The organism is Herbaspirillum lusitanum (assembly GCF_026127345.1).
GTDB lineage: Bacteria > Pseudomonadota > Gammaproteobacteria > Burkholderiales > Burkholderiaceae_D > Herbaspirillum > Herbaspirillum lusitanum.
In genome coordinates this window covers 369,222-395,611 of the sequence record NZ_QXFG01000003.1, presented here as the reverse complement: position 1 = coordinate 395,611, position 26,390 = coordinate 369,222, and the positions used below count along the sequence as shown (strand labels likewise).

Below are 26,390 nucleotides of genomic sequence, written 5' to 3'. Positions count from 1 at the left end.
GCTGCCCTCTGCTACTCAGACCTCGGATCACTCCGCGAACAGCAAACCCTGGTTCGGATCCGGCAGCTTGCTGCGGCGCTTTTGCGGGACGGCGGTGCCGGGCTTGTTGTGCAAGGCATGCGCGCCCTCCAGCGTGAGCAACAACTCCTTGGCCTTGAGTCCGCCGGCGAAACCGGTCAGTTCGCCCGAGGCGCCGATCACGCGATGACAGGGGGCGATGATGGAGATGGGATTCTTGCCGTTGGCTGCGCCGACTGCACGCACCGCCTTGATGTCGCCCAGTTGCACGGCGATTTCGCTGTAGCTGCGGGTTTCGCCGAACGGGATGGTCAGCAGCGCCGCCCATACCCGCTTCTGGAAATCGGTGCCGGTGAAATCCAGCGGGACTTCAAACTGTTTGCGCTTGCCCGCGAAGTATTCGTTGAGCTGGCGTTCAGTCTCCAGCAGCACCGGGCTGGCGGGGTCGGCGCTCATCTCACCCAGCCGCACGCGCGTGGGCTTGTCGTTTTCCCACAGGATCGCCGCCAGCCGCTCGCCGCGGCCGACCAGGGTCAGCTCGCCGACGGGCGAGTTCATGGTTATGTAGACGTATGCCATCGATGGTTTCCTTCCGGGCCGGGACGGCTATCTTAGTCGCATTGGCGCAAACATGCAGGGGGGACTTGCTGCTTATCGGAAATGAAACAGCCGGCATTCTTCATTGCAATTCGCGCCAAAAAGCGCTTGGTTATGCCTTTTTCTCATTAGGGAATATGCAAAATGTAGTTCCGCCTGCAACGAAATCCTCATAAAATCACGGCTCTATATAAAAATATCGGCAGCAGGCTGGTTATTTAGCCGCCCTGCTGCCTTTTTCTTGAAGCAACAATCAAGCAACATCGAAAGCAATATGATCGAAATTCAGGGGGTCACCCAACGCTTCCCCAACGGCAGCGGCACGGTTGATGCGGTACGCAACGTCGACCTGTCCATCCGCAAGGGCGAAGTCTTCGGCATCATCGGCCGCAGCGGCGCCGGCAAGAGCACGCTGGTGCGCACCATCAACCTGCTCAATCGCCCGACCGAAGGCAAGATCATCCTCGACGGCAAGGACATGACCACGCTGTCGGCCGACGACCTGCGCGATGCGCGTCGCCACATCGGCATGATCTTCCAGCACTTCAACCTGCTGTCGTCGCGCACCGTCTACAACAACATCGCGCTGCCGCTGGAACTGGCCGGCCTGTCCAAGGCCGAGATCGCCAAAAAGGTCGAACCGCTGCTGGAACTGGTGGGCCTGACCGCGCTGAAGGATCGCTACCCCGCGCAAATCTCCGGCGGCCAGAAGCAGCGCGTCGGCATCGCCCGCGCCCTGGCCAACGATCCCAAGGTATTGCTGTCGGACGAAGCCACCTCGGCGCTCGATCCGGAAACCACGCGCTCGATTCTCGAGCTGCTGCGCAAGATCAACAAGGAACTGGGGCTGACCATCGTCCTGATCACGCACCAGATGGAAGTCATCAAGGTGATCTGCGACCGCGTCGCCGTGATGGAAGCCGGCGAGGTCATCGAACAGGGCGAAGTGCTGGACGTGTTCCGCGAACCGAAACATGAAGTCACGCGCGCCCTGATCGGCGACGTGATCGCCCACGAACTACCCAAGGGCGTGCTGGAGCGTCTGCGCGCGCGTCTGGCCAATACCGAAGCAGGTTCGGGTACGGATCACCTGTTCCGCTTCGCCTTCACCGGCTCGGGCGTGGACCAGCCGCATCTGTCGGAAGCGGTGCGCCGCTTCAACCTGGACTTCAACATCCTGCACGGCCAGATCGACGAGATCCAGGGCCAGGCCTTCGGTTCGCTGGCGATCCTCGCCAACGGCACCGCCGAGAACATTACCAATGCAATGGATTACCTGCGTGCGCAAGGCGTCGTGGTGGAGGAGCTGAACCATGTCATCTGAACTGATTGATCTCTTCATCAGCTCGTTCGGCGAAACGCTGATGATGGTCGGCATCTCCGGCCTGCTCGGCGCCGTCTTCGGCGTGCCGCTGGGCATCGCGCTGCACCTGACCGAACGCAAGGGCATCCTGCCCAATGTCGCCTTCAACCGCATCGCCGGCCTGCTGGTCAACGCCGTGCGTTCGACTCCCTTCATCATTTTGCTGGTCGCCGTGATCCCGTTCACGCGCTTCTTCGTCGGCACCTCGATCGGCACCGCCGCAGCGATCGTGCCGCTGACCATCGCTTCGGCGCCGTTCATCGCGCGCCTGGTCGAGACCGCCTTGCGCGAAGTCGACCACGGCCTGGTCGAAGCCGCGCAAGCCATGGGCGCGACCACCTGGCAAATCATTTACAAGGTATTGGTGCCTGAAGCGTTTGCTGGTATCGTCGCGGGTCTTACGATCACCTTCGTCAGCCTGGTCGGCTATTCCGCCATGGCCGGCGCGATCGGCGGCGGCGGCCTGGGCGACCTCGGCATCCGCTACGGCTACCAGCGTTTCCTGCCGGAAGTAATGCTGGCGGTGGTGCTGATCCTGATCGTATTTGTGCAATTGGTGCAAACACTGGGCGATGTCCTGGTACGTCGTCTGAGCCATCGTTAAGAACAGGTCCAGGCGTAAAAAATAATGCAGCTATCCGCTGCTGCTATCGAAGAGAGAGGGAAACAATGAATCGTCGTCAATTAATCCAATTTTTCGCAGGTCTGGGCGTGGTTGCAGGCCTGGTGTCCGCACCGGTCCTGGCGCAAGACAAGCCGATCAAGATCGGCGCCACCGGCGGCCCGCACGCTGAAATTCTGGAACAAGTCAAAAAGATCGCCGAGAAAGACGGCCTGAAGCTGCAGATCGTTGAATTCAGCGATTACATCCAGCCGAACGCGGCCCTGTCCGCCGGCGATCTGGATGCCAACAGCTACCAGCACCAACCGTACCTGGATGCGCAAGTCAAGGACCGCGGCTACAAACTGGTCAGCGTCGGCACCACCATCACCTTCCCGATGGGCGTGTACTCGAAGAAGATCAAGTCGCTCAACGACCTGAAGAACGGCGCCCGCGTCGGTATCCCTAACGACCCTACCAATGGCGGCCGCGCACTGCTGTTGCTGCAGGCGCAAGGCGTGCTCAAGCTGAAGGCCGATGCCGGCCTGAAGGCGACGCCGCTGGACATCGTCGACAATCCGAAGAAGGTCAAGATCATCGAACTGGACGCGGCGCAACTGCCACGCTCGCTGGATGACTTCGACGCCGCCGCCATCAACGGCAACTTCGCTGAATCCGCAGGCCTGTCGCCAACCAAGGACGGCATCGCCATCGAAGCCGCCAAGGGCCCTTACGTCAACGTCATCGCCGTGCGCGTCGAAGACAAGGACAAGCCTTGGGTCGCCAAGCTGGTCAAGGCTTACCACAGCCCGGAAATCAAGAAGTTCGTGATCGAGAAGTACAAGAACTCGGTCGTCACTTCCTGGTAATCCGGCGATAGCCGCTGCCGCACCGGCGACCGCCGGCACGGCAAAAAAAAGGGCGGGACCTCCACGAGGTCCCGCCCTTTTTGTTTGCATGTCTGCGCCGTCGCGCCGGCAGTTCAGCAGTTCAGCACATACCGCACACGCAAGCCGTTTCGCTGCCCGCCCTCCGCTCCGTCATTCGGGGCGGCCGCGATTCTTTTCCGCTTCCTCGGCGGCGATGGCCGCCAGTTCCGCGGCTTCTTCCGCTGCTGCGATCGCCAGCTCGGCCTGGTAATTGGCCAGCAAGGCGGCGCGCGTGGCGGGCGTCTCCAGCGTGATTTGTCCGAGCGCGCCGGTGCGATAATCCTGCAGGAAAGTATGCGCCGCCTTTTCAAAGTCGAAGTCGCCGCCCTTGAGGCGGAAGCCGCGCTTGATGGCGACCCCTTCCACCACCGCCACGCCATCCATGCCGTCGGTCTTGAAACCGTAACGCGCCGCCAGCAGGTGCGGATAACGCTTGAGCAGTTCGTCGGCGAGGAAAGTCGCTACCTCTTCCTCGATCAGCGCGTTGCTGCCGATCGCGTGGCTGGCAGCCAGCATCAGGCCGTCGCTGGGATGCTGGATCTTCGGCCACAGCATGCCGGGCGTGTCGATCAGCACCATGTTGTTGCCGAGGTAAAGACGCTGCTGCGTCTTGGTCACGGCCGGCTCGTCGCCGACGGCGGCCACGCGCTTCTTGAGCAGCGCATTCATCAGCGTCGACTTGCCGACGTTGGGAATGCCCATGATCATCATGCGCAAGGGCTTGAGCGGCGTGCCGCGATGCGGCGCCAGCGCCAGCGCCAGCTTGGGCACCTTGGCGACGTCGCTCGGCTTCTTGCAGCTGAGCGCGACGGCGTTGACGTTCTTCTGGCTGTTGTAGTGCGCGATCCAGGCTTGTGTGACGCCCGGATCGGCGAGGTCGCTCTTGTTGAGGATCTTCAGGCAGGGCCGCTGGCGAAACAGGCGGATCTGCTCGATCATGGGATTGCAGCTGGCCTGCGGCAGGCGGGCATCCACCACCTCGATGACCAGGTCGACCTTTTCCATCGCCTCCGCCGCCTTCTTGCGGGCGGCGTTCATGTGACCTGGGAACCATTGAATAGACATGCGGAATTCTTCTTTTTGCAAAATAAGCCGCTATTTTACGGCCTGCGGCCCGTTTGCCCCTAAAAAGAAGGTCGGCGAAGGTGCCGATTCCTCCTGTTCGGCGACTTATTCCGCAACTTGCTCCGTACTTGCTCAGTAACTTACTCCCCGGCCGGAACGGCCGCGGCCGTACTCGCCGCCGAGCGTGCATTGACGTAACGCAACACCAGCACCAGCGCCAGCGCGTAGACGATGGCCACCACGCCGTAGGCCAGCACGATGCGCGTAATCCAGTTGCCGAAGCTGTGCAGGATCGCGCCCATCAGCGCCACGCCGACCAGCGCGCCGATCTGGCGATTGGCGTTGAGCGCGGCGGCGGCGCTGTTGGCGTGGCCCTTGCCGGCCACCTGCATCACGGCGGTAGTCATGGCCGGGATGGCGGTGCTGATGCCGAGGTTGGCGAGCGCGCCGGCCACCGCCAGCATCCAGTAAGGCGTCTCCGGCGTCAGCCCGATCTGCACCGCAGAAAACACCGCGCCGACCGTCAGGCCCAGGCGCAGCGGCAAACGCGGTCCGAAACGCGCCGTCATGCGGCCTGAGTTCAGGTTGCCGATGAAGATCACCGCCATCATTGGCAGCATCTGCAAACCGGTCTGCAGCGCATCGGCGCCGCGCGCCTGCTGCAGGAACAGCGCCAGGAAAAAGAACTGTCCGTAGACGCCGAAGTTGATCAGGAAGCCGATGCCGTTGGCGGCCGCGAACTGCGGCGTGGCGAACAGCGCACGCGGCAGCAGCGGCGCCGAACCGCTGCGCTCGCGCTGCACCAGCGTGCCGAACGCCAGCATCGTCACCACCACGGCGGTCGCGATGGGCAGCGATGTCCAGCCGTAGACCGGTCCTTCAATCAGCACGAAACTCAAGGCCGCCAGCATCAGCACGCCGAGGAAATGGCTGGCGATGGTCAACGCGCGCACGTGCCGCTCCACCGACGGAATCATCTTGACCGCCATGTACAGGCCGAGCAGGCCGACCGGCACGTTGATCAGGAAGACGCTGCGCCAGCCGAACGAATGGATCAGGATGCCGCCGACCAGCGGGCCGACCGCCGCCGCGCCGCCGACCGTGGCCGACCAGACGCCCAGCATGCGGGCGCGCACGCGGTCGTCTTCATAGACATGGGTCAGCAGGCTCAGCGAACTCGGCATGAAGAACGCTGCACCCAGGCCTTGCAACAGGCGCGCGGCAACCAGCATGCCGCCGTTGGGCGCGGCGCCGCACAGCAGCGAAGCGACCACGAACAGCACCAGGCCGAGCAGGTAGATATTCTTGGCGCCGTAGCGATCGGCCAGCGCGCCGCCGACCAGCAGCATGGCGGCGAAGCTCAGCGTATAGCCGTCGACGATCCAGACCAGCATGCTGAGCGGCGTGGCCAGGCTTTTTTCAATCGACGACAAGCCGACGTTGACCACGGTGACGTCGAGCATCGCCATGACGAAGCCGATGGCCAGTGTCACCAGCGGCAGCAAGCCGACATGAGCATCAGTCTTGTGTGGAATCGCAGTGATTGCGCCGGCCGGCGCAGGACATTGTGTAGACATGGAAGCACTTCTCTTTCGATAGGGTTGCCACCCGGCAATCCCCCGGGAATCCAAAGGGAATGCGAGCAAGGATGCCATTCTAAGCTTCTTGCGCAATGCAATAAATAAGCATAATCTCGGCACTCTGATGCAAATTTGCATCAACAATTACCTTGCAGGAAGCCATCATGGATTGGGACAACGCCCGTATTTTTCTGGCGATACAGCGCGCCGGCACCCTGCGCGGCGCCGCCGAACAATTGCAGATCGACCAGGCCACGGTCGGCCGCCGCCTCAACGCGATGGAGAAATCGCTGGGAGCACGGCTGTTCCTGCGCACGCCGGCCGGCTATGTGGCGACGCCCGCAGGCGATCTGGCCGTGTCTGCGGTCGAGAAGATGGAAACGGCCGCCGACCAGTTGCAACGCCAGATGCAAGGCATCGACGAGCGCCTGTGCGGCGTGGTGCGCATCGCCGCCACCGACACCATGGCCAAGCATGTATTGATGCCGGCCATGCAGCAACTGGCGGCCGATCATCCGGCAATCCGGGTGGTGCTGACGACCTCGACGCAAGTCTCCAACCTGACCCGGCGCGAAGCCGACCTGGCCGTGCGCAGCCTGCGCCCGACCAGTCCCGATCTGATTTCACGCCACCTGAAGCGACTGGCGCTCGGCCTGTACGCCTCCAGGAGCTACATCAAGAAGCACGGCCTGCCGCAACCGGGCACCGCGCTGGCGGGACATGACGTGGTGATTTACCAGCGTGCGATCTATGCGTCGCAGATCGACACCATCTGCGGCGAATCGACCGCCAATGCACGCGTGGCGATGGAAGTGAGTTCGGGATTGATGCTGCTCGAAGCGGTGGCGGCGGGATTGGGCATCGGCGAGTTGCCGACCTACATGGCCGACACGGTGCCGCAACTGGTGCGGCTCTGGCCCGAGCGCGCCGAACCGTACGACATGTGGCTGGTGCTGCACAGCGACCTCAACCGCACCGCCCGCGTGCGCGCCGTGGCCGACGCCATTGTTGCCGCTTACGATCGTCTGGAAGCGCTAGCCTGACTCAGTCGAGGTCGGCCAGCACCTTGAGATGGGCCACCACGCTGCGGCCCAAAGCCGACAGGTTGTAACCGCCCTCCAGGCAACTCACGATGCGGCCGCGCGCGTGCTGTCGCGCCACGTCCATGATCTGCTTCGTCATCCAGGCGTAGTCGGCCTCCACCAGCGCCATCTGCCCCATGTCGTCTTCGCGATGGGCGTCGAAGCCGGCCGAGATGAAGATCATCTGCGGCTGGTGTGCATGCAAAGCCGGCAGCCACTTGTCGGTCACCAGCTGGCGCACCACGTTGCCCGCGGTATACGCCGGCAACGGCTCGTTGAGGATGTGCGGCTCGGCCGGATCGGCTCCGCTGAACGGATAGAACGGATGCTGGAAGAAACTCACCATCAGCACGCGCGGATCATGTTTGAATGCCGCCTCGGTGCCGTTGCCGTGATGCACGTCGAAGTCGACGATGGCCACGCGCTCCAGACCATGAACGTCGATGGCGTGGCGTGCCGCGATGGCGACGTTGTTGAATAGGCAAAAACCCATCGGCGTGGTCGGCGTGGCGTGATGTCCGGGAGGACGCACCGAGCAGAAGGCGTTTTCCAGCTCGCCGGCGATCACCGCGTCGGTCGCGGCGACGGCAGCGCCGGCCGCACGCAAGGCGGCGTTCCAGCTGTACCGGTTGATCGATGTGTCGCCGTCCAGCGGATAGTGAGCGAGGTTGTCCTGCGCCAGAGCAAGTGCCCCGGCATTGTCGCGGATCAGCGCCACCGCGTTGGCGGTGTGCACGCGCTCGATGTCGGCGACGTCAGCCAGCGGCGCATCGCGTCGTTCCAGGAACTGGTCGATGCGGCTGGTGATCAGTTGATCCTCGATGGCCTGAAGGCGCAGCGGCGTCTCCGGATGCCAGTCGCCCATCTCGTGGCGCTGGCAGTCGGCATGCGTATAAAAAGCAGTCGTCATTGTTATCTTTGCTTTGTTCTTCCCGTGCGGGAGTGTCTCGTGGCATCTGTGACCTGTCCCGCTAGTGTACATCCAAGCGATCGGGGCAGAGTGGGCGGCGGCCGGACCGCCCGGCCGATCATGTATACTGGCCGACTTGGCTGTCAGCCACCTTACCGAGTTAATTTACGCGCAGCGCTGCGCCATCCATGTCAATGAAACCCTGCCTTCGTTTGCTTCGCCTGCTCGGCCTGTCCGCTCTCTCCCTTGCCTGCCTGATCCCTGCGGCGGTCCATGCGGAATCGACGACCCGCAAGAACCAGACGGACAAGAGCAAAAGCAGCAACACGAAAGCCAAAAACGCCAGGCAAGCCAAGCCGAAAAAGAAAGCCGCCCCGGCCGATGACGGCGAGTTCGCCAATTTCAGCCAGTGGAAGGAAGTCAACGATTTCATCGACGACATGGTCGCCCGCAACGGCTTCGACAAGGCAGCACTGCAAGCGCTGTTCAACAAGGCCCGCTACATCGACACCGCGATCCAGCTGATCAAGCCTGCGCCGAGCGGCAAACCGAAGAACTGGCAAGCCTATCGCGCGCGCTTCGTCGAACCGAAACGCATCAACGCCGGCGTCGACTTCTGGAACGAGCATGAACTGGCCCTGTCGCGCGCCGAAGCGCAATACGGCGTGCCGGCCGAAATCATCGTCGGCATCATCGGCGTGGAGACCGTTTACGGTCGCAACACCGGCAACTTCCGCGTGCTCGACGCCATCACCACGCTGGCCTTCGATTATCCCAAGACCGCCAACCGCGACGCCCGCATGGCGTTCTTCCGCGGCGAGCTGGAAAACACGCTGCTGTTCGCGCGCGAATCCAACATCGATCCGTTCTCGTTGCTGGGCTCCTACGCCGGCGCCATCGGTTGGCCGCAATTCATGCCGAGCAGCATCCGCCAGTACGCCGTCGATTTCGACGGCAACGGCAAGATCGACCTGCGCAGCTCGCCGGTCGACGCCATCGGCAGCGTCGCCAATTTCCTCAAGATCCACGGCTGGCAGCGCGGCGAACCGACCGTGTTCCCCGCCACCGTCACCGACGCCGGCAAGATCGACAACCTGATCAACCAGGGCCTGGAAGCCAAGTTCAGCCCCGACGAATTGCGTGCCGCAGGCGTGGTCTCCGGCAGCGAACTGCCGGCCGGCCTGCGCTTCGGGCTGGTCGACCTGCAGAACGGCGATGCGCCGACTGACCATTGGCTGGCGACTAATAATTTCTTTGCGATCACGCAGTACAACCGCAGCTATTTCTACGCCATGTCGGTGATCGACCTGGCCCGTGCCGTGCGCACCGCGCGCGCAAAATAAGCGGCCAGACTCTCCCCCCGCGCTACACGCTCCACTCAGAAACCGACCGCAAGACCGATGAAACGCTTCTCTCCCCTCGCCATTTCCCTGACGCTGGCCAGCGTCGCGCCTGCTGCCTTCGCCGAAGAAGGCACTGACGCCGGCACGCTGCCGGCCATCAACGTCAGCGCCGAAGCGACGCGCACCGACGTTTATCGCGCACGTACATCGGGCATTGCCGGCTTCGGCGAAACGCCCCTGCTGGACACGCCGGCCTCGGTCTCGGTGATCACCGAAGCGCAACTGAAAGACCAGCAGGCGCGCCTGCTCAGCGACGTCATCAAGAACGACGCCAGCATCGGCGAAAACTATGCGCCGGTCGGTTACTACGAAAATATCAGCGTGCGCGGCTTTCCGCTGGATCTGGCGAGCGGTTATCGCATCAACGGCCTGTCGGCGGTCGGCGAACAGAACATCGCGCTGGAAAACAAGGAACAGGTCGAAATCATCAAGGGCCTGGCCGGCCTGCAAGGCGGCGTGCTCAACGCCGGCGGCCTGGTCAATTACGTGACCAAGCGTCCGGCCGACGTGCGCTCGGTCATGCTCGGCACCGACTCCAACGGTTCGCGCTACCTGTCGACCGACCTGGGCGTGCTGTTCGGCGAGCATAAACAATTCGGCCTGCGCGTCAACGCCGCGCACGAAGACATCAATTCCTACGTCGACTACAGCAACGGCTATCGCGACTTCGCCTCGCTGGCGGCGGCGTGGGACATCAGCTCGAAAGCGCGTCTCGCCTTCAACATCGAATATCAGAAGAAGGCGCAGAAATCGGTCGCCGGCTATCAGCTGCTGGGCGGCACCACGGTGCCGTCCGGCGTCTCGCCGAAGACGATGCTGTCGCCGCAGCCTTGGGTGCAACCGGTGCGCATCGATTCGCTCAACTTCAATACCCGCTTCGACCTGGAATTCAACGACAATTGGCGCGGCTACATCACGGCCGGTCGCAGCCGCGCGGTGATCGACGACTACCTGGCCTTCCCTTACGGCAGCAATGTCGCCACCGTGTTCTCGCCGACCTTCGCGGCCAACGGCGACTACGACGTGTACGACTATCGCAGCCCGGACGACACCCGTCGCAACGACGAGGCGCAAGCGGTCGTGCAAGGCAAGTTCAACATGGGCGCCCTCAGGCACGGCCTGACGCTGGGCCTGACCATGTCGCGCCGCGTGATCGACAAGTCGGACGGCATTTCTATCCCGGTCGGCACCGGCAACATCTACAGCCCGGCCGCTGCGCCCCTGGCGCCGTCGGGCGCCGATATCCCGGCCTCGTACCGTAACCTGGACAGCCGCCAGCAGGCGATGCTGTTCACCGACCGCGTGCAGTTCGGCGAACGCTGGGAAGTGCTGGCAGGCGGCCGCCAGGTCTGGCTGAAGGAAAAAACCTACGCCGCGACCGGCGCCACCACGCGCGACACCGACCGCAACCAATTCTTGCCGCAACTTGCGCTGATCTATAAACCGCAAGTCAACATGTCGCTCTACGGCAGCTACGCCGAGACACTGAGCATGGGCACGGCGGCGGCGTTCTGGCAGACCAACTACCCGACCATCCTGCCGCCGTCAGTGGCGCGTCAACTGGAAACCGGCATCAAGTACGACTGGAACAAGGACCTGAGTTTCACTGCCGCGATCTTCCGCATGAAGAAGGCTTACGAGTATCCGCAACCGGACGGCGCGGGCGGCTTCAAGTATGTCCAGCAGGGCAAGCAGACGCATACCGGCCTCGAACTCGGCGCCGCCGGCAACGTGACGAAGCAATTGCGCCTCGCCGCCAGCCTGGCCTTCATCCAGGCGCGCGCGGACGGTACCGGCACGCCGGCATACGACGACAAGCAAGCCGTCAACGTGCCGCGCCTGCGCAGTGCGCTGTATGCCGACTATGCGCTGGCGGCCTTGCCCGGCCTGAACCTGCAAGGCAGCTGGCTGTACAGCGGCAGCAAGAGCGCCACGCGCGACGGCAGCGCAACAGTGCCGTCGTATCACATCTTCAACACCGGCCTGCGTTACCAGACCAGGATGGGCGGCCATCCGACCACCGTGCGCCTGACGGTCGACAACGTGTTCGACAAGCGCTACTGGAAAGACACCGGCGAGTCGCTCGGCGACAGCTACCTGCACCTCGGTGCGCCGCGTCTGGCGCGCCTGTCGGTGCAGTACGACTTCTGAGTCGCCACCAAGCCCAAACCAAGCCATGGAAGCCGCCTCCCATCACCTGACCCGCGTACTGAGCCACGGCATGAATGCCGACGCCGTGATATCGGACTGGCCGGCGCTGACCTCGGCCGAAGTGGCGCGCGTCCTGCTGCATTATCCGCAAGCCGGCGTGCCGAAGCGGCTGGTGTGGCATAGCCCGCGTCCTTTTTCCGCGGGTTGCGTGATGACGACCTCGATCATGGACGTGTTCGTCAAGCGCCATCATGTGTCGGTGCGCGACGTCGCCGGCCTGAGCGAAGAACACGGTTTCATCAATCACCTCCGCAGTCGCGGCATCGCCGTCAGCGAAGTGCTCACGACATCCGACGGCGCCACCGCCTTCACCGACGATCACTGGACCTATGAAGTGCATGGCGTCGCCTCCGGCGTCGACCTGTATCGCGACGCGGTGTCATGGACGCCGTTCAGCAGCAGCGTGCATGCGCATGAAGCCGGCAAGGCGCTGGCGCGCTTGCATCTGGCCGCGCAGGACTACGCCGCGCCGGCGCGCAAGGCGCGGACGCTGGTATCCAGTTTCACGATTTTTTCGCAGCCCGATCCGCTGCCCGCGCTACAACGCTACATCGAGCGTTACCCGGCGATTGCCGACTATCTGAAGGAGCGCGACTGGCGCGGCGAAGCTGCCGGCACGCTGCTGCCGTTCCACGCGCGGCTGCTGCCTTATCTGGATGAGTTGACGCCGCTGTGGACTCACAACGACTGGCACGCGTCCAACCTGCTGTGGACCGATCGCAGTGCGGCGGCGGGCGTCGAGACCATCCTCGATTTCGGCCTTAGCGACCGCACCTGTGCGCTGCACGACCTGGCAACCGCGATCGAGCGCAACGTCATCGAATGGCTGGCGATCCAGGAAGGCAAGACCGACGCAGTCCATCCCGACCTGCTCGATGCATTGCTAGACGGCTACCATCTGGTGCTGCCGCTGAGCTCGCGCCAATGGCTGGCGCTGGCGGCCTTGTTGCCGCTGGTGCATGCGGAATTCGCGCTGGCCGAGCTGGCCTATTTCCACGGGATTACACGCTCGGCCAACAATGCCGCACTGGCCTACGACGCTTATTACCTTGGACATGCCGCCTGGTTCAACAGCGCGGATGGGCAACGACTGCTCGCACGGATCGAACAACGCGCTGCTGCTGATTGATCAATCAGGAATCACCGCCGTCGCATCCACCTCCACCAGATATTCCGGCCGCGCAAACGCGCTCACGACAATACCGGTCGACACTGGAAACACCCCTTTGAGCCAACGCCCCACCACGCGATACACGTCTTCGCGATAGCGTGGATCGGAGATATAAATCGTCACCTTGCAGATGTGCTCGAGCTTGCCGCCGGCTTCCTTGAGCAACATGTCGATGTTGTACATCGCCTGCTCGGTCTGTCCCTTGACGTCGCCGATGCAGACGCTTTCCGAGGTATCCAGGTTCTGGCCGATCTGGCCGCGCAAGAACACGGTGGTGCCGCGCGCGACAACTGCCTGGCACAAATCGTTGTCGATGTTTTGTTCGGGATAAGTATCTTTGGTATTGAATCTGCGAATGCGCGTGTGTTCCATGAAAGCCTCAGTGAATAGATGGAGTGAAGTAACTCGGATTGATTACGCCTTGTCCTTCTTGTCGAAATAACCGGCGCGTATCGTCGCGCCGATCAGATTGACGATCAGGCGGCCGGCGGTGACGCAAGTCAGTTTGCTGGCGTTGTCTTTGATCGGTTGGATTTCAACGATGTCCATGCCGACCACACGTCCCTTCTTCACCAATCCGTGGATCAGCTTGCGTGCCTGCACGAAGTTCACGCCGCCGGGCGCCGGGCCGTCGACGGCCGGCATGATGGTCGGATCGAGACCGTCGGCGTCGATTGTCAGATAGTAGTTGCCGCCGTCGGGAATGCGCGCCAGCACCGCGTCCATGCCGATGTCGTGCAATTCGTAAGCCGAGATCAGGTCGGCGCCCCAGGCCTTGGCCGCTTCAAAATCCGCAGGTCGCCCGCTGCCTTGCGCGCGCAAACCGATCTGCACGATGTGTTTGACGAACGGCAGTTCGGAGGCGCGGCGTATCACGCTCGACAAGCCATCACGCACACCGTTGACTTCGTCGCGCCAATCCAGATGCGCATCGATGTGCACGATGGTCACCGGCCCGACTTCATCAAAGCCGCGCAACACTGGATTGGTGATGCCGTGATCGCCGCCCAGCACGATCGGCATGCCGCCGCCGCGCAAGATTTGCCGGATCGCCAGTTCAGCGCGGCGCTGATGATCGCCGGGTACGGCGAGGTCCGGCAGCACGTCGCCACAATCAACGAAACGGATGTCGTTGCGGCCTTGCAGCAGCGGGCCGTCAATGTCGAAATCGTAATGTTCCGGCGCGCGCACGATGCGGTCGGTGACATCACGGATCGCCTGCGGCGCATTGCTCTGGTCGTTGGTGAACTGACGTGGCGTGTAAGCAGAACCGAACGGCACGCCGAGGATAGCGATGTCGGCCTTCAGATTGCTCATGTCGGTGACCAGTTCCGAATACAACAATGTTTTGTGGCCGGTGCGCGGCGTGACGGTAAGTTGTTCCATGAACGTGGATCCTTTGACGAAATGTGTGGTGAAGAAGCAAACCGATGTCCATGCAAGATCGGAGCCAGCGGATGTGCCGACACGGCCAAACGGATTTGATCAATGGACTCTAGCAAGCAAGCCGGATAATAAAAAATGATTGTTTTGCAGGTATAGTCTTGAAATTCAATACCTTGTATTTTGGCTTTCCACTTACCTTCCCGGCAGGCAATCATGATCCAGTTGGACTTTGACGAACGCGACCTGCGCTCTCTGCGGGTGTTTTGCAATGCGGCTCAGGCCGGCGGATTCGCAGCGGCGGAAAAGCGCCTGCACATGTCCAAGGCGTCCATCAGCCGCCACGTGCGCGAAGTGGAAGAGCGCCTCGGTGTGCGCCTGTGCGAACGCGGCCCTGCCGGTTTCAAGCTGACGCCGGAGGGCGAAGTGGCGCTCAAGCTGGCCTCCGATGCACTGCGCTCGCTGGAACGGATCCGTTCTGAAATCGATGCCGTGCACGGCGTGCTGTCAGGTTCGCTGTCGATCGGCATCGTCGAACACACGCTGACGCATCCCGACTGCAAGATTCCGGAAGCGCTCGCCATCCTGCGCGAGCGCGCCCCCAACGTGCGGCCGGAAATCAGCGTCATGACCTTCCCCGATCTCAATCAGGCGCTGCGCGAACACCGCGTCGACATCGCGATCCGCGGCAAGTATCCGCGCGAAGGCGAATTCAGTTACCTGCCCTTGTTCGCAGAAACCCATCGTGTGTATACCGCTGCGAAAAAGCCGAAGCGCGGCGCCGACGATCTGCCGCTGGTCTACCGGCCGCACCCTTATGTCGATCAGGCGCTGGCCACGGAAAGCTATGCGCGCGGACCGGATGCCGGCGGACTGGAAGCCATCGGCTTGCTGGTGGCAACCGGCTGCTATCTGGGCATCTTGCCGGTGCACTACGTCCAGCTGCTGGGCAAGCGCTATGCACTCAGGGCGAAAAGCAACAGCCCCTCCTATCATCATCAGATCTGCGCGGTCACCGAAACCTCTCGTCCGTCAACGTATCGTGCGGATCTCTTCCTCGACATCCTCAAGGAACTGCATCCGGGCAATTGAGCCAACCAAAGCAACTAAGCCCGCCCCAAAGCGACGCATTGCAACGTCTTCCGCATGTCCATCATGGCGCTTTGGCGATGGACATGCCGACGCATCGCCTTCCTCAGCCATATGTTTTGATTCGCTTTGATTCACGCCAACGCGTATTTTTGAATCACCGAAATCAAACCGCTCCTGCGCAGCGATTTTTTTGAACGCTGAATTGCGTCGCAAAAATGATTCATTTGAATCATTTGCAAAAAATATTGGCACATATGTTGCTTGATGCCCTGCACATCCTGATTGCGGAGCATCCTCGTGACTCAAGCCTCATCAACCTCGCCAAAGCCGTCCGAGTCCTTCCGGACGCAGCAAGCGCTGGTGCTGCATATCAAGCAATGTTTCGACAGCCTGCCGCGGCAAGTACGCCTGGCGGCCGGCTTCGTGCTCGATCATCCGCACGAAGTTGCCGTGATGTCCATGCGCGAACAGGCGCGGCTGGCCGGCATCCCGCCATCAACGATGACGCGCCTGGCCAAGTTCCTCGGTATGGAAGGTTATGACGACATCCGCGAAGTGTTCAAGAACAATCTGCGGTCGCGCGGCAACGGCTACAGCCAGCGCGCCCATGGGCTGGTCGAACTGAATCAGAAGATCGGCGAAACCGCGCTCGCGCTCGACGTCGCCAACAACGCCATCGCCCATATCCAGGCGCTGTGCAGCGCCGACACATTGGCTGCGATTGTGCGTGCCGTAAAAATATTGTCATCGTCGCGCACCATCTATTGCCTGGGACTGCGTTCGTCGTTTCCTGTGGCGTTTCAGTTTTCCCACGTCTCCGAATATTTCGCCAAGAACATCACGCTCATTGACGGCGCCGGTGAAAGCGGCATGATGAAGGTCATGCATCAGGCCGGGCCCAAAGACGCCTTGTTCGTCTGCTGCATCGCGCCCTACTCGCGGCGCGCCATATCGATTGCCGGGCATCTGGCCAAAGCCGGCGTCAAGCTGATCGCCATCACCGACAGCGACAGTTCGCCGATTGCACGCATGGCGACCGAGACCATCCTGGTCGGCAAACAGAACGCCTCCTTCTTCGACACGCTGGTTCCTGCGTTTCTGGTCAGCGAAATCCTGGTCGCGCTGATGGCGGCGACGTCCAAGGTCGACGTCAAGGCCTCGGTGTCGGAGACGGAAAAGAATCTGTGGAGCATGGGCGAATGGTGGGGCGCGGAAGAAACCGAGCTGCCCCGCGTATCCAAACCCCGCGCGCGCAAGAACGACAAATGATACTCATCGCAACGCCTGTGCAAGCTCGCACAAGCTCACGCAATCGCTTCAGCACTACCCTCACTTCATGAATGACTTCAATTGAAAGGATATCGAAATGAAACGCCGCTCCCTCCTGCTTAGCCTGATTGCCGTCTCCGTCGCTGCCGCCTGTACTGTTTCCGGTAACGCCATGGCGGAGGACGCCCTGAGCACCATCCTCGCGCGCAAGGTCATCCGCGTCGCCGTGCCAACCGACTATCCGCCCTACGGCTCGGTCGGCACCGACATGACACCGCGCGGTTACGACATCGACATGGCGACGCTGGTCGCCAAGAAACTCGGCGTCAAACTGGAACTGATCCCCGTCACCGGCCCGAATCGCGTCGCCTACCTGCAGACCAAGAAATCCGACCTGACCATTTCTTCACTCGGCAAAACGCCCGAGCGTGAAAAGGTCATCGACTACAGCATCGCCTATGCGCCATTCTTTGACGCCGTCTTCGGCAAGCAGGACATCATCGCGAAGAATTACAGCGAGCTCACCGGCAAGGTCATCGCCGTCACGCGCGGTTCAATGCAGGACGAAGAACTCTCGCGCCTGGCGCCGGGCGCCGTGATCAAGCGCTTCGAAGACAACAACGGCACGGTCTCGGCCTTCCTCGCCGGCCAGGCGCAGATGTTTGCGACCGGCACGGCGGTGGCTGCCACGATCAAGACCAAGGATCCATCGGTGAGCATGGATCTGAAAGTGATCCTGTCCAATTCGCCGTGCTACATCGGCGTGCTCAAGGGCGAGCCGCAACTGGTCGCCAAACTCAACGAGATCATCCGCGAGGCCAAGAGCAACGGCGCCATCGACGAGATGTCGAAGAAGTGGCTGGGCGCCCCGGCCGGCGCGCTGCCGGAGTAAGGCGGCAACGCCGGTCTTCCGGGTGGCCATGCCCGACGCGATGCCGTTCTCCGGAATCGCATCGGGCAGGCAACCTCTCTACGTTCCCCGCCAATGAAACAGCGTCACACATGACTCACCCTAGCGCCATCAACCGGCTGGCCGACTGGATCTGCAGCCTGCACGCCGACCATGCCGCGCGCAATATTCCTGTATCCGTGCGCGGCATTGCCGCCAATTGCCTGATCGATACGATAGGCGTCGCCTTTGCCGGCGCGACGACGACAATCGCGCGTACGGCGCGCGCCATTGCTGTCGATGCCTGTTCACGTGGCGACGCTGCGGTAGTGGGAAGTCATCAATTGTTCTCCGCACCGGCGGCGGCGTTCGTCAACGGCGCGGCGGCGCACGCACTCGACTTTGACGACAATTGTTATGCCGGCTTCGTCCACGGTTCGGCCGTGATCGCCCCTGCCGCCATTGCGGTCGCGCAAAAGCGCAATGCCTCCGGTGCCGATCTGCTGACCGCGTTCATTGTCGGTTCCGAATGCGAATACGTCATCGGCGCCGCGACCAACAGCGTTCTCTATGACCACGGCTGGTGGACCACCGGCGTACTGGGACCGATCGGCGCCTGTGCGGCGGCGGCCTGGCTACTCAAGCTGGATCGTCGCCAGACGGCATCGGCATTGGGACTCGCAGTAGCCGGTACGGGTGGCATGAAGGCCTGTTTCGGCACCGATGCCAAGGCGCTGATGGCAGGCCGCGCGGCGGAAGCCGGCGTCGTCACCGCCCTGCTCGCCGCACAAGGTGCGAGCGGACCGCATGACGCCTTCGAACATTGGAATGGATTTACCGGCCTGTTCAACCACGGCGAATTCAACCTCGCCATGCTTGAGCAACTGGGGGCGCAATGGTTCATGGAGTCGCCCGGCGTCGACATCAAGCGTATTCCGCTGTGCCTGTCTTCGCATGCCGCGGTCGATGCCGTCATGGCAATCGCCTCCCGCCATGCAGTCGATGTGACGGCAATCGAAGAGATTGTCTGCGACGTGCCGCAAATCGTCTTCGCCAACCTGATTTACAACCAGCCGACCACACGGCAGGAAGCGCAATTCAGCATGCCGTTCGCGATTGCGGTGTCCTTGCTGTACGGCACGGTGGAATTGCAACATCTGGACGGTGCGGTCCTGCAAGAGCCGCGGGTCCTTGCATTGATGAAGCGCGTGAAGATGACCGTCGGCCCGCGCTGGAACCTGGAAGGCGCCTGCGAGGCGGCGCCGGAAGGCGCCAACGTGCGGCTCAGGATGCGTGGCGGCGATTGGATTGAAGGTTTTCAGGCCCAGGCGCGCGGCACTGCGCAATGCCCGATGCGGCAGGATGAAATCGAAACCAAGTTCATGCAATGCATGGAGGCCGGCGGCGATAGCAAGGACACAGGCGCGCTGCTGTTGTCCCGTCTCAAATCACTGGAGACGCTGCCGTCGGTGCGCGGCCTGTTTTCCGTCTTGTAGAGGCGATTACGGCTTGATGACCTGCGGGTCGATCTGCACCATCTCTTCATTGTTTCCCAGCCAGATCTGGCCGTCCTGGATCGTGCATTGCAACTGCATGTTGCGCTGGGCGAGCTTTTGCAATGCCTGGCTGGTTTCGGCGGCGATGTTGATGACGGTGAGATTCTTGGCGCGCTCGACGCGGCTGCCGATCTGGTTCCACCAGATGCTGCTGACGCTGCTGTAGCTGTAGACGATGACGCGTGCGGAGCGGCCGCAAGCCTTGAGGATGCGCTTGTCGTCGGGCTGGCCGACTTCGATCCACAGATCGATGGCGCCGGTCAGGTCCTTTGCCACCACGTCCGGGTCTTCGACATCGGACAGGCCCTTGCCGAAGGTCAACGCTTCGCTGGCGTTGAGCGCGAAGGCCAGCACGCGAATCATCATGCGCTCGTCGGTTTCCGACGGATGGCGTGCGATGGTCAAGGAGTGGTTCTGGTAGTAGTGCCGATCCATGTCGGAGATCTGCAGATCGGCTTTGAAAATGGTTGCTTTGAGCGCCATGACGGTCTTCTTTTTTGATGCGGGGAATGGATTACTTGCGAAGGATGTGAAGCATAGCCGATTTCAAGGGCTTTTCTACGCTTTCCCGCAAGATTGGAAAACCCCGCCCATGAGACAATTCCGCCATGGACACCGCCACTTTCCCCGCTGACGATACGGTCATCAGCCTGACCCAGGCTTGGGTCGCCGAAGCCGTGATCGGCCTGAACCTCTGCCCCTTTGCCAAATCGGTCTACGTCAAACAACAGATCCGCTACGTGGTCAGCCACGCCGACAACGAAGCCGACCTGGCGCAGCAACTGCTGAATGAATTGCAACACTTGCAGGCTGCTGATCCCGAGTTGCTCGACACCACTTTGCTGATTCATCCACACGTATTGCAAGACTTCTACGACTACAACAACTTCCTCGATGTTGCCGATCAGGTGCTGGAAGACGCGGAGCTGGACGGCGTCATTCAGATCGCCAGCTTTCATCCGCAATATCAGTTCGCCGACGCCCTGCCCGACGATATCGACAACTACACCAACCGCTCGCCGTTTCCAATTTTGCATCTGTTGCGTGAAAGCAGCATCGACCGGGCGGTCGCCGCCTACCCCGAAGCCAGCGCCATTTTCGAGCGAAACATCGCAACCATGCGGGATCTCGGCCTAAAGGGCTGGAATCGGCTGGCTTTTGTCGTATCAAAGAAACAACACCAATTATAGAAAAAATCCTGTTAATATCTGTTACAAATTCGAGGTGATTTCTCGCAACTATTTTGTAATAGACTTTTCTGAACGGATGTACTGCGCGTCAACATTGGCGTTTTGATAGTACCGACGTTGGGAGCATGGAAACGAATAGTGAAGGCTGGCAAGTCAGACCGACTGATCCCGATGGCCTTGGTTCGAGTTGTGTTGTTGCAGTGGGAAAAGAATGGCACCTCTGATGGAAACTAGTGAACCACGTTTTGCAGTTTTACCAAGAACTAATGCACTTGCACAAACAAGGCCTTTATAAACATCTGCATAATGGAACGTCCGATCATGACTACACCTAATAGCATCAACGATAATTCCCTTTCGGATCAAATCAACTACGATCCCAACCACCTGCTGGATGCGCTCATCGAGAAACTGCATCTGAAAAACGATGCCGCCTTATCGCGCGCGTTGGAAGTGGCTCCACCGGTCATCAGCAAGATTCGTCACCGCCGTCTGCCGGTTGGCGCGTCGCTGCTGATCCGCATGCACGAAGTCAGCGAACTGTCGATCCGCGAACTGCGCGAACTGATGGGTGATCGTCGCGAGAAATTCCGCATCAGCGACAAGCAGTTCAAGCCGAAGCCAGGCTCGCCGGCAGCACCAGGCGTGGAATAAAAAAACGGAGCGTAAGCTCCGTTTTTTATTGGCGCGAAGGAAAGCATTCCAGTGCCAGGGCCGCAGACCCGCAACCCATCTCATCCAGATGAATCATGCTGGAAATACGCCGGTGGACAGATACCGGTCGCCGCGATCGCAGACCACGAACACGATCGTCGCATTCTCGACCTGCTGTGATATGCGCAATGCCACTTCGCAAGCGCCGGCCGCGGAAATGCCGCAGAACAGGCCTTCCACCATCGCCAGCTTGCGCGCCATGTTTTCGGCGGCTGCCTGGCTCACCGATTCGATCTGGTCGACACGCGGCTTTTCATAGATCTTCGGCAGGTAGGCTTCCGGCCATTTGCGGATGCCCGGGATGGACGAGCCTTCTTCCGGTTGGGCGCCGATGATCTGGATCCCGGAATTCTGTTCCTTCAGGTAACGCGACACGCCCATGATGGTGCCGGTAGTGCCCATGGCGCTGACAAAATGGGTGATGCGGCCTTCGGTGTCGCGCCACAGTTCGGGACCGGTGGTCTCATAGTGGGCCTGCGGATTGTCGCCATTGGCGAACTGGTCGAGGATCAGGCCCTGGCCTTCCTTCTGCATCTGCTCGGCGAGGTCGCGCGCGTATTCCATGCCCCCGCTCTTGGGCGTGAGGACGATCTTGGCGCCGTAGGCGGCCATGCTCTGGCGACGTTCTTCGCTGAGGTTTTCAGGCATCAGCAAGACCATCTTGTAGCCGCGCAGCGCCGCCACCATGGCCAGCGCGATGCCGGTGTTGCCGCTGGTGGCTTCGATCAGGGTGTCGCCGGGCTTGATCTGGCCGCGTTCTTCAGCGCGGCGGATCATCGACAACGCGGCGCGGTCCTTGACCGACCCGGCCGGATTGTTGCCCTCCATCTTGCCGAGGATGATGTTGTTGCGTCGCCTGGCTTCTTCGCCGCCGAGGCGTTGCAATTGAATCAAGGGCGTATTGCCGATGGTGTCTTCGATGGTCAGATAAGGCATGGTCGGAGGAATCCTTTCAGGAGTCTCATTTTAATATGAGTCTTTGTCATGTGCCGGGCAGCCCTAGCGACAAGATACTTATATAGTTATAGCAAATACGCCTAACGCCGCTTTGCCGCGCCGGCCATGCCTTACACTGTCCGCGCCCGCCGTTCTTCCGTCTTCCCCAAGGAGCCGCAATGAAAACGCACGATGTCGCCAACCAGGTCCCGGACCTGCAGGACTTCAATCTGTATGACACCGATACCGCGCTGCGCCACGGAGTACAGCACAGGCAGGCCGGCTGGCATGCATCCGCGCTGGCCAGTTACGGCGCCGAACTGGGCAGCGCCGAGGTCTTGCAAATGGCCGCGCTGGCCAACCGCCACGCGCCCGAACTGAACACCCACGACCGCGTCGGCAATCGCATCGATCGCGTCGACTTCCATCCCGCCTGGCACGCCTTGCTGGGCCTGCTGCGGCGCGAAGCCTTGCACGCGCTGCCGTGGATGCCCGAATTCGACGGCAAGCCCGGCGCCCACGTGGCGCGCGCCGCCGGCTATTTCCTGCATGCCCAGATCGAAGCCGGGTCGCTCTGCCCGACCACCATGACCTTTGCCTCGATCCCGGTATTGCGCAGCGAAGAGGCCTTGTACGGACTGCTGCGCGACAAACTGTTTTCACGCCGGCACGATTCGCGCGACCTGCCGCTGGAACAGAAGCACTCGATGCTGATCGGCATGGGCATGACAGAAAAACAAGGCGGCTCCGACGTCCGCAGCAACACCACCGCGGCGCGCCCTCTCAACGGCAGCGGACGCGGCGCGGCGTACACACTGACCGGTCACAAGTGGTTTTTCTCGGCGCCGATGTGCGACGCCCACATGGTGTTGGCGCGCACCGACAACGGCCTGTCCTGTTTCTTCGTACCGCGCTGGCGGCCGGACGGCCACAAGAACGGCGTGCTGGTGCAGCGCCTCAAGGACAAGCTCGGCAACCGCTCCAACTCCAGCAGCGAAGTCGAGTTCGAAGATGCCTACGGCGTCATGGTCGGCGATGAGGGACGCGGCATCCCGACCATCATCGAGATGGCCAACCACACGCGCCTCGATTGCGTGATCGGCAGCGCCGGCCTGATGCGCCATGCGCTGGTCCAGGCCATCCATCATGCGCGCCATCGCAGCGCCTTCGGCAAGCATCTGGCCGAGCAAGCGCTGATGCGCAACGTGCTGGCCGACCTGGCGCTGGAAAGCGAAGCCGCGACCTTGCTGATGCTGCGCCTGGCAAGCGCCTTTGAAGCACCCGCCGATCCCTTGCAACGCGCGTGGCGACGCATCGTCACGCCGGCCGCCAAGTTCTGGATCTGCAAGCGTGCGCTGGAATTCACCGGCGAGTGCATGGAAGTCTGGGGCGGCAACGGCTACGTGGAAACCGGACCGATGGCGCGCATGTATCGCGAAGCGCCGGTCAACTCGATCTGGGAAGGTTCGGGCAACGTCATGTGCCTCGATGTGCTGCGTGCAATGGAGCGCGAGCCGGACGCCTGTCTGTTGCTGCTGGACGAATTGCAGCAGGTCGCCGATGGCCATGAAGTCTTGCAAGCGCCGTTGCATGCGCTCAAGCAGATGATGACGCTGGCGCCGGAGCAGCGCGAAATGCTGGCGCGCCGGCTGGTGCAGCAACTGGTGCTGGCGGTACAGGGTGCGCTTATGCTGCAGCACGCGCCGCCGGCGATGGCCGAAGCCTTCGTGCTCAGTCGCGGCGACGCCGCCAACGGTCGCGTGTATGGCACGCTGCCGGCGGGAACTGCGGATGCCGCGTCCTTGCAGAAAAGCATCCTGGCGCGCGCCTGGCCGCATTAGTCAAGCCTAAACGCCGTTGGCCAGCCGGTCGAACAAATCTTCACCGCCCATCTGGCCGCCCTTGAGCATCAGTTCGATGCCGTCTTCACGTTCGCCGTCGGCATGCGCACGGCACAATGCGACGCCGGGCGAGAGTTTGCCGAGATAGGACAGGCCCCAGATATCAAGCGCCTTCAAGGCATGGCTGGAGGTGTCGCCGCCGGCCACGCCGATGCGGCGCGCCGTGGTCAGCGGCAACAGACGCCGCAGAAAATCTCCGCTTGCCTGCGCCAGCCGTAACGACACGCGCTCGCCGCCCAGATGGGCACCGTCGGCGGTGCATGCCAGCACATGATTGCCGGCGTTGAGACGCTGCGCAATGCGCGACAGCATCGCACCGATATATGCCTGGTCGCCGTCGATCAAGCGCCGTGCATCGAGCGCAATGCGTTCGTAGGACTCCGCGGCAGCAACCTGGCGCGCCGTGACCGGCGACAAGCTGCCGGCCAGCACGAACACCGCGCCTTCAGCTGCGGCAATGCGTGTCGCATCAATCGCGGGCGCGGGTAATCCGTCCTGCTCGCGCCAATGAGCGCACAAGGCCTGCACCACGCTGCTGGCGCCGATCGCCAGCAAGGGCTGCCGTTGTGCGTGCCGCCAGATCTGCCGGCCGATCGGCGGCAGATGCGCCGCGTCGCCGACGTCGAACAGGACGGCATCGGGATGAGCTTGCACGATCCGCTCCACTTCCGCATCCAGTCGTTCTGCATTCCCGGCATAGGCGGGCGCATGGATTGCCGCCACCTGCATGCTCTGCCCCGCCAGGTGAACGCGCATGTCGGCTTCATGCATCGGCGTCACCGGATGATTGCGCATGGTCTGGTGACGGTCGATGCGGAACACCTCGCCGCCGCCGTTGACCGCGGCGTACAGGTTGCTGAACAGGCAGTAACGTTGCAAATTCGGCTGGCCGCCGACGATGGGTACGAAGTCGTTGTCGATATGTTGCCGCCATACCGCCAGGGCCGTGCCGATGTTGCCGACATGCGGCGCGCTGTCGAAGGTCGAGCAGATCTTGTAGTGCGTCACCGGCGGCTGCAGGCCGGCGAAGAAGCGCGCAACCGGTTCGAGCTCCTCGCGCATTTCAGCCGGCGCCATCGAGCGCGCAGCACCGGCGATGCCGAGGCAATCAAGCGCGCCGGCTGCTTCCAGCTGACGCCGGTCGGGCACGCGCAGGAACAGCAAGCTGCGCAAGCCGGCTTCCGTCGCCGTCGCCAGCGTGTCGGTGGCGCCGGTGAAGTCATCGCCGTAAAAGCAGACGCGCGGACGATGCCCGTCGTTCATTTCAGACGCGGTCCGAAGAAGTCGAGCGCGCGTTGCAACTCCGGCGACTGGCGTGCGCGCTCCTGCAGGCTGACGCCGTCGCGCGCCGCTTCCCATGCCTGGCGCAGGCTGGCGACGCCGGCCGAGGCGCCGTCCGGATGCGCAAGAATGCCGCCGCCCGAGAGAAAGATCACGTCGGTGCTGTTGACCGCAGCAAAGGTCGCCGGCACCGTCCCCGCCCATTGTCCGGACGAAAACACCGGCATCACTTCATCGCCCGGCGCCATCGGCGTCAGGCAATCGCGTGCCGACTGCACCACTTCGTCATTGAATTCGGAGAACTTGCCGTCGAGTCCGTGCACATGCAAATGATCGACGCCGCTCAGGCGCCACAGGCTTTGATACGCCGGGAACGACATGCCCAGCACCGGCTGGCGCGACATCATGCCGAAGCCGTTGCGATGACCGTGGATCGCCAGTCCGCTGCTGCGACGCAGGCTTTGCAGCGCCGAGAAGCCACACCAGTTGAGCCCGACCATGATGCAGCTGCCGCCTTCACGCTCGACCAGGTCGGCGTGACGGCGCATGGCATCGAGCTCGTCGGTGATATTGAACGCCACCATCACGCGACGACCGGACTTGTCCTGGTAGGCGCGCACGCGTTTCATGACTTCGCGCACGCGCTCTTCCAGCGGCGCATGGACAGGGTTGGCGCAGACTTCGTCGTCCTTGATGAAGTCGACGCCGGCTTCGCAAAGCTGCGTCACGAGCTCGCCGGTCTCGACTGCGCTGAGGCCGACGTTGGGCTTGATGATGGTGCCCAGCAGAGGCGCTTGCGCCACTCCGGTCAGCTTGCGCGTGCCGGCGATGCCGTGACGCGGCATGTCGAATTGGCGGCGGTAATGTTCCGGCAGCGACAACGACAGCAGGCGCATGCCGGTGACTTCGCCGAGATCGAACAGGTTGCCGGCGACGGTCGCCGCCAGCGTCGGCAGGTTGGCGCCGACATTGTCGATCGGGAAGGAAATCCTCACCTTGGCGCGACGCCACGGCCCCTGCATGTTCTGGCGTTGCTGCCAGGCGTTGGGCAGGCTCGGCGTCGCCACGCTGCCGAGCTCTTCCACCGACACCACGACGGCGCGCGCGCGTTCGCGCAGCTGTTCGGTCTCGCCCTGCACGCGCACGAAGGTGCCGCAGGATTGCTCGCCTGCCATGACCTCTGCGACCTGCACGGGATCGAGCGGCGTTTCGATCAGGTAATCCGCGTAAAAACGATTGTCGTCCATCG

The 26,390-nt window shown here is 62.1% G+C and carries 25 protein-coding genes; 14 read left to right on the top strand and 11 right to left on the bottom strand.

Annotated elements, in window-relative coordinates:
- Nucleotides 1-27: 27 nt before the first annotated feature.
- On the bottom strand, nt 28-597 hold the full coding sequence (locus tag DXT88_RS03085) for a methylated-DNA--[protein]-cysteine S-methyltransferase (RefSeq protein ID WP_265211518.1): 570 nt from the start codon (nt 595-597) through the stop codon (nt 28-30).
- Nucleotides 598-889: 292 nt separating this feature from the next.
- Here DXT88_RS03085 and DXT88_RS03080 point away from each other — a divergent pair, with 292 nt between their 5' ends.
- The 3 genes from DXT88_RS03080 to DXT88_RS03070 all read left to right on the top strand — a co-directional run bounded on the left by DXT88_RS03080 (nt 890) and on the right by DXT88_RS03070 (nt 3,448).
- Complete coding sequence (locus DXT88_RS03080) at nt 890-1,939, top strand: methionine ABC transporter ATP-binding protein (protein WP_265211517.1); 1,050 nt, start codon at nt 890-892, stop codon at nt 1,937-1,939.
- Nucleotides 1,929-2,582, top strand: a complete 654-nt coding sequence (locus DXT88_RS03075) for a methionine ABC transporter permease (protein WP_016835964.1) — start codon at nt 1,929-1,931, stop codon at nt 2,580-2,582. The genes DXT88_RS03080 and DXT88_RS03075 overlap by 11 nt, the downstream gene beginning before the upstream one ends.
- Nucleotides 2,583-2,647: 65 nt before the next feature.
- Nucleotides 2,648-3,448: a MetQ/NlpA family ABC transporter substrate-binding protein gene (locus tag DXT88_RS03070; protein ID WP_016835965.1), complete on the top strand. Its 801-nt coding sequence runs from the start codon at nt 2,648-2,650 to the stop codon at nt 3,446-3,448.
- A 171-nt stretch (nt 3,449-3,619) separates the two neighbouring features.
- Here DXT88_RS03070 and ylqF read toward each other — a convergent pair whose 3' ends face one another.
- Together ylqF and DXT88_RS03060 are read right to left on the bottom strand one after the other, a co-directional pair.
- Entirely contained in the window at nt 3,620-4,573 is a 954-nt protein-coding gene (ylqF, locus tag DXT88_RS03065) for a ribosome biogenesis GTPase YlqF (RefSeq protein ID WP_265211516.1), read from the bottom strand.
- A 140-nt stretch (nt 4,574-4,713) separates the two neighbouring features.
- Nucleotides 4,714-6,150, bottom strand: coding sequence for an MFS transporter (locus DXT88_RS03060; RefSeq protein WP_265211515.1), 1,437 nt, complete (start codon nt 6,148-6,150; stop codon nt 4,714-4,716).
- 167 nt (nt 6,151-6,317) lie between these two features.
- Here DXT88_RS03060 and DXT88_RS03055 point away from each other — a divergent pair, with 167 nt between their 5' ends.
- On the top strand, nt 6,318-7,196 hold the full coding sequence (locus DXT88_RS03055) for a LysR family transcriptional regulator (RefSeq protein ID WP_265211514.1): 879 nt from the start codon (nt 6,318-6,320) through the stop codon (nt 7,194-7,196).
- A 1-nt stretch (nt 7,197) separates the two neighbouring features.
- Here the strand turns inward: DXT88_RS03055 and DXT88_RS03050 are convergent, their stop codons facing one another.
- Nucleotides 7,198-8,145, bottom strand: a complete 948-nt coding sequence (locus DXT88_RS03050; RefSeq protein ID WP_265211513.1) for a histone deacetylase family protein — start codon at nt 8,143-8,145, stop codon at nt 7,198-7,200.
- 188 nt (nt 8,146-8,333) lie between these two features.
- Between DXT88_RS03050 and mltB the strand changes: the two genes are divergently transcribed.
- The 3 genes from mltB to DXT88_RS03035 are packed head-to-tail and all read left to right on the top strand — an operon-like array spanning nt 8,334 to nt 12,888.
- Entirely contained in the window at nt 8,334-9,488 is a 1,155-nt protein-coding gene (mltB, locus tag DXT88_RS03045) for a lytic murein transglycosylase B (protein WP_265211512.1), read from the top strand.
- A 57-nt stretch (nt 9,489-9,545) separates the two neighbouring features.
- Nucleotides 9,546-11,699 (top strand): TonB-dependent siderophore receptor, encoded by a 2,154-nt coding sequence (locus DXT88_RS03040; protein WP_265211511.1) that lies wholly within the window; start codon nt 9,546-9,548, stop codon nt 11,697-11,699.
- A 25-nt stretch (nt 11,700-11,724) separates the two neighbouring features.
- On the top strand, nt 11,725-12,888 hold the full coding sequence (locus DXT88_RS03035; RefSeq protein ID WP_265211510.1) for a phosphotransferase enzyme family protein: 1,164 nt from the start codon (nt 11,725-11,727) through the stop codon (nt 12,886-12,888).
- On the opposite strand, the gene DXT88_RS03030 is transcribed toward DXT88_RS03035, so the two are convergent.
- Together DXT88_RS03030 and DXT88_RS03025 are read right to left on the bottom strand one after the other, a co-directional pair.
- Nucleotides 12,889-13,302 carry a RidA family protein gene (locus tag DXT88_RS03030; protein WP_116434920.1) on the bottom strand — a complete coding sequence of 138 codons (414 nt, stop codon included), beginning with the start codon at nt 13,300-13,302 and terminating at the stop codon, nt 12,889-12,891.
- Between the two features lie 42 nt (nt 13,303-13,344).
- Nucleotides 13,345-14,316 carry an agmatinase gene (locus DXT88_RS03025; RefSeq protein ID WP_265211509.1) on the bottom strand — a complete coding sequence of 324 codons (972 nt, stop codon included), beginning with the start codon at nt 14,314-14,316 and terminating at the stop codon, nt 13,345-13,347.
- Between the two features lie 213 nt (nt 14,317-14,529).
- Here DXT88_RS03025 and DXT88_RS03020 point away from each other — a divergent pair, with 213 nt between their 5' ends.
- Complete coding sequence (locus DXT88_RS03020) at nt 14,530-15,405, top strand: LysR family transcriptional regulator (protein ID WP_265211508.1); 876 nt, start codon at nt 14,530-14,532, stop codon at nt 15,403-15,405.
- On the opposite strand, the gene DXT88_RS03015 is transcribed toward DXT88_RS03020, so the two are convergent.
- A complete protein-coding gene (locus tag DXT88_RS03015) occupies nt 15,346-15,657 on the bottom strand; it encodes a hypothetical protein (protein ID WP_265211507.1) in 312 nt (103 codons plus the stop codon). The genes DXT88_RS03020 and DXT88_RS03015 overlap by 60 nt on opposite strands.
- A 45-nt stretch (nt 15,658-15,702) precedes the next feature.
- Between DXT88_RS03015 and DXT88_RS03010 the strand changes: the two genes are divergently transcribed.
- The 3 genes from DXT88_RS03010 to DXT88_RS03000 all read left to right on the top strand — a co-directional run bounded on the left by DXT88_RS03010 (nt 15,703) and on the right by DXT88_RS03000 (nt 19,059).
- Nucleotides 15,703-16,674 carry a MurR/RpiR family transcriptional regulator gene (locus tag DXT88_RS03010; protein ID WP_265211506.1) on the top strand — a complete coding sequence of 324 codons (972 nt, stop codon included), beginning with the start codon at nt 15,703-15,705 and terminating at the stop codon, nt 16,672-16,674.
- 97 nt (nt 16,675-16,771) lie between these two features.
- The gene (locus tag DXT88_RS03005) at nt 16,772-17,566 is read left to right on the top strand and encodes a transporter substrate-binding domain-containing protein (protein WP_265211505.1); all 795 of its coding nucleotides are present in this window, start codon (nt 16,772-16,774) and stop codon (nt 17,564-17,566) included.
- Between the two features lie 110 nt (nt 17,567-17,676).
- Nucleotides 17,677-19,059, top strand: coding sequence for an MmgE/PrpD family protein (locus tag DXT88_RS03000; protein WP_265211504.1), 1,383 nt, complete (start codon nt 17,677-17,679; stop codon nt 19,057-19,059).
- A 6-nt stretch (nt 19,060-19,065) separates the two neighbouring features.
- Here the strand turns inward: DXT88_RS03000 and DXT88_RS02995 are convergent, their stop codons facing one another.
- A complete protein-coding gene (locus tag DXT88_RS02995; RefSeq protein ID WP_265211503.1) occupies nt 19,066-19,602 on the bottom strand; it encodes a YaeQ family protein in 537 nt (178 codons plus the stop codon).
- A 125-nt stretch (nt 19,603-19,727) separates the two neighbouring features.
- Here DXT88_RS02995 and DXT88_RS02990 point away from each other — a divergent pair, with 125 nt between their 5' ends.
- Together DXT88_RS02990 and DXT88_RS02985 are read left to right on the top strand one after the other, a co-directional pair.
- Nucleotides 19,728-20,309: a DUF1415 domain-containing protein gene (locus DXT88_RS02990; RefSeq protein ID WP_265211502.1), complete on the top strand. Its 582-nt coding sequence runs from the start codon at nt 19,728-19,730 to the stop codon at nt 20,307-20,309.
- Between the two features lie 321 nt (nt 20,310-20,630).
- Nucleotides 20,631-20,963, top strand: coding sequence for a hypothetical protein (locus DXT88_RS02985; protein ID WP_265211501.1), 333 nt, complete (start codon nt 20,631-20,633; stop codon nt 20,961-20,963).
- A gap of 93 nt (nt 20,964-21,056) precedes the next feature.
- Here DXT88_RS02985 and cysM read toward each other — a convergent pair whose 3' ends face one another.
- Nucleotides 21,057-21,959 (bottom strand): cysteine synthase CysM, encoded by a 903-nt coding sequence (gene cysM, locus DXT88_RS02980; protein ID WP_265211500.1) that lies wholly within the window; start codon nt 21,957-21,959, stop codon nt 21,057-21,059.
- A gap of 179 nt (nt 21,960-22,138) precedes the next feature.
- Between cysM and DXT88_RS02975 the strand changes: the two genes are divergently transcribed.
- On the top strand, nt 22,139-23,800 hold the full coding sequence (locus DXT88_RS02975) for an isovaleryl-CoA dehydrogenase (protein ID WP_265211499.1): 1,662 nt from the start codon (nt 22,139-22,141) through the stop codon (nt 23,798-23,800).
- A gap of 6 nt (nt 23,801-23,806) precedes the next feature.
- Here DXT88_RS02975 and DXT88_RS02970 read toward each other — a convergent pair whose 3' ends face one another.
- A complete protein-coding gene (locus DXT88_RS02970) occupies nt 23,807-25,123 on the bottom strand; it encodes a four-carbon acid sugar kinase family protein (protein ID WP_265211498.1) in 1,317 nt (438 codons plus the stop codon).
- Nucleotides 25,120-26,388: a ribulose-bisphosphate carboxylase large subunit family protein gene (locus tag DXT88_RS02965; protein WP_265211497.1), complete on the bottom strand. Its 1,269-nt coding sequence runs from the start codon at nt 26,386-26,388 to the stop codon at nt 25,120-25,122. Before DXT88_RS02965 ends, DXT88_RS02970 begins: the two co-directional genes overlap by 4 nt.
- Nucleotides 26,389-26,390: the final 2 nt, after the last annotated feature.

Excerpts from the sequence above, each read along its gene's own strand:
- ylqF (WP_265211516.1), bottom strand. The coding sequence starts at position 4,573 with ATGTCTATTCAATGGTTCCCAGGTCACATGAACGCCGCCCGCAAGAAG.
- DXT88_RS02990 (WP_265211502.1), top strand. The coding sequence starts at position 19,728 with ATGGACACCGCCACTTTCCCCGCTGACGATACGGTCATCAGCCTGACC.
- DXT88_RS03085 (WP_265211518.1), bottom strand. The coding sequence starts at position 597 with ATGGCATACGTCTACATAACCATGAACTCGCCCGTCGGCGAGCTGACC.
- DXT88_RS03025 (WP_265211509.1), bottom strand. The coding sequence starts at position 14,316 with ATGGAACAACTTACCGTCACGCCGCGCACCGGCCACAAAACATTGTTG.
- DXT88_RS03070 (WP_016835965.1), top strand. The coding sequence starts at position 2,648 with ATGAATCGTCGTCAATTAATCCAATTTTTCGCAGGTCTGGGCGTGGTT.
- DXT88_RS03080 (WP_265211517.1), top strand. The coding sequence starts at position 890 with ATGATCGAAATTCAGGGGGTCACCCAACGCTTCCCCAACGGCAGCGGC.
- DXT88_RS03055 (WP_265211514.1), top strand. The coding sequence starts at position 6,318 with ATGGATTGGGACAACGCCCGTATTTTTCTGGCGATACAGCGCGCCGGC.
- DXT88_RS03060 (WP_265211515.1), bottom strand. The coding sequence starts at position 6,150 with ATGTCTACACAATGTCCTGCGCCGGCCGGCGCAATCACTGCGATTCCA.
- DXT88_RS03050 (WP_265211513.1), bottom strand. The coding sequence starts at position 8,145 with ATGACGACTGCTTTTTATACGCATGCCGACTGCCAGCGCCACGAGATG.
- DXT88_RS03035 (WP_265211510.1), top strand. The coding sequence starts at position 11,725 with ATGGAAGCCGCCTCCCATCACCTGACCCGCGTACTGAGCCACGGCATG.
- DXT88_RS02965 (WP_265211497.1), bottom strand. The coding sequence starts at position 26,388 with ATGGACGACAATCGTTTTTACGCGGATTACCTGATCGAAACGCCGCTC.
- cysM (WP_265211500.1), bottom strand. The coding sequence starts at position 21,959 with ATGCCTTATCTGACCATCGAAGACACCATCGGCAATACGCCCTTGATT.
- DXT88_RS02985 (WP_265211501.1), top strand. The coding sequence starts at position 20,631 with ATGACTACACCTAATAGCATCAACGATAATTCCCTTTCGGATCAAATC.
- DXT88_RS03040 (WP_265211511.1), top strand. The coding sequence starts at position 9,546 with ATGAAACGCTTCTCTCCCCTCGCCATTTCCCTGACGCTGGCCAGCGTC.
- DXT88_RS03020 (WP_265211508.1), top strand. The coding sequence starts at position 14,530 with ATGATCCAGTTGGACTTTGACGAACGCGACCTGCGCTCTCTGCGGGTG.
- DXT88_RS02975 (WP_265211499.1), top strand. The coding sequence starts at position 22,139 with ATGAAAACGCACGATGTCGCCAACCAGGTCCCGGACCTGCAGGACTTC.
- DXT88_RS03000 (WP_265211504.1), top strand. The coding sequence starts at position 17,677 with ATGACTCACCCTAGCGCCATCAACCGGCTGGCCGACTGGATCTGCAGC.
- DXT88_RS03005 (WP_265211505.1), top strand. The coding sequence starts at position 16,772 with ATGAAACGCCGCTCCCTCCTGCTTAGCCTGATTGCCGTCTCCGTCGCT.
- DXT88_RS02995 (WP_265211503.1), bottom strand. The coding sequence starts at position 19,602 with ATGGCGCTCAAAGCAACCATTTTCAAAGCCGATCTGCAGATCTCCGAC.
- mltB (WP_265211512.1), top strand. The coding sequence starts at position 8,334 with ATGTCAATGAAACCCTGCCTTCGTTTGCTTCGCCTGCTCGGCCTGTCC.
- DXT88_RS02970 (WP_265211498.1), bottom strand. The coding sequence starts at position 25,123 with ATGAACGACGGGCATCGTCCGCGCGTCTGCTTTTACGGCGATGACTTC.
- DXT88_RS03075 (WP_016835964.1), top strand. The coding sequence starts at position 1,929 with ATGTCATCTGAACTGATTGATCTCTTCATCAGCTCGTTCGGCGAAACG.
- DXT88_RS03030 (WP_116434920.1), bottom strand. The coding sequence starts at position 13,302 with ATGGAACACACGCGCATTCGCAGATTCAATACCAAAGATACTTATCCC.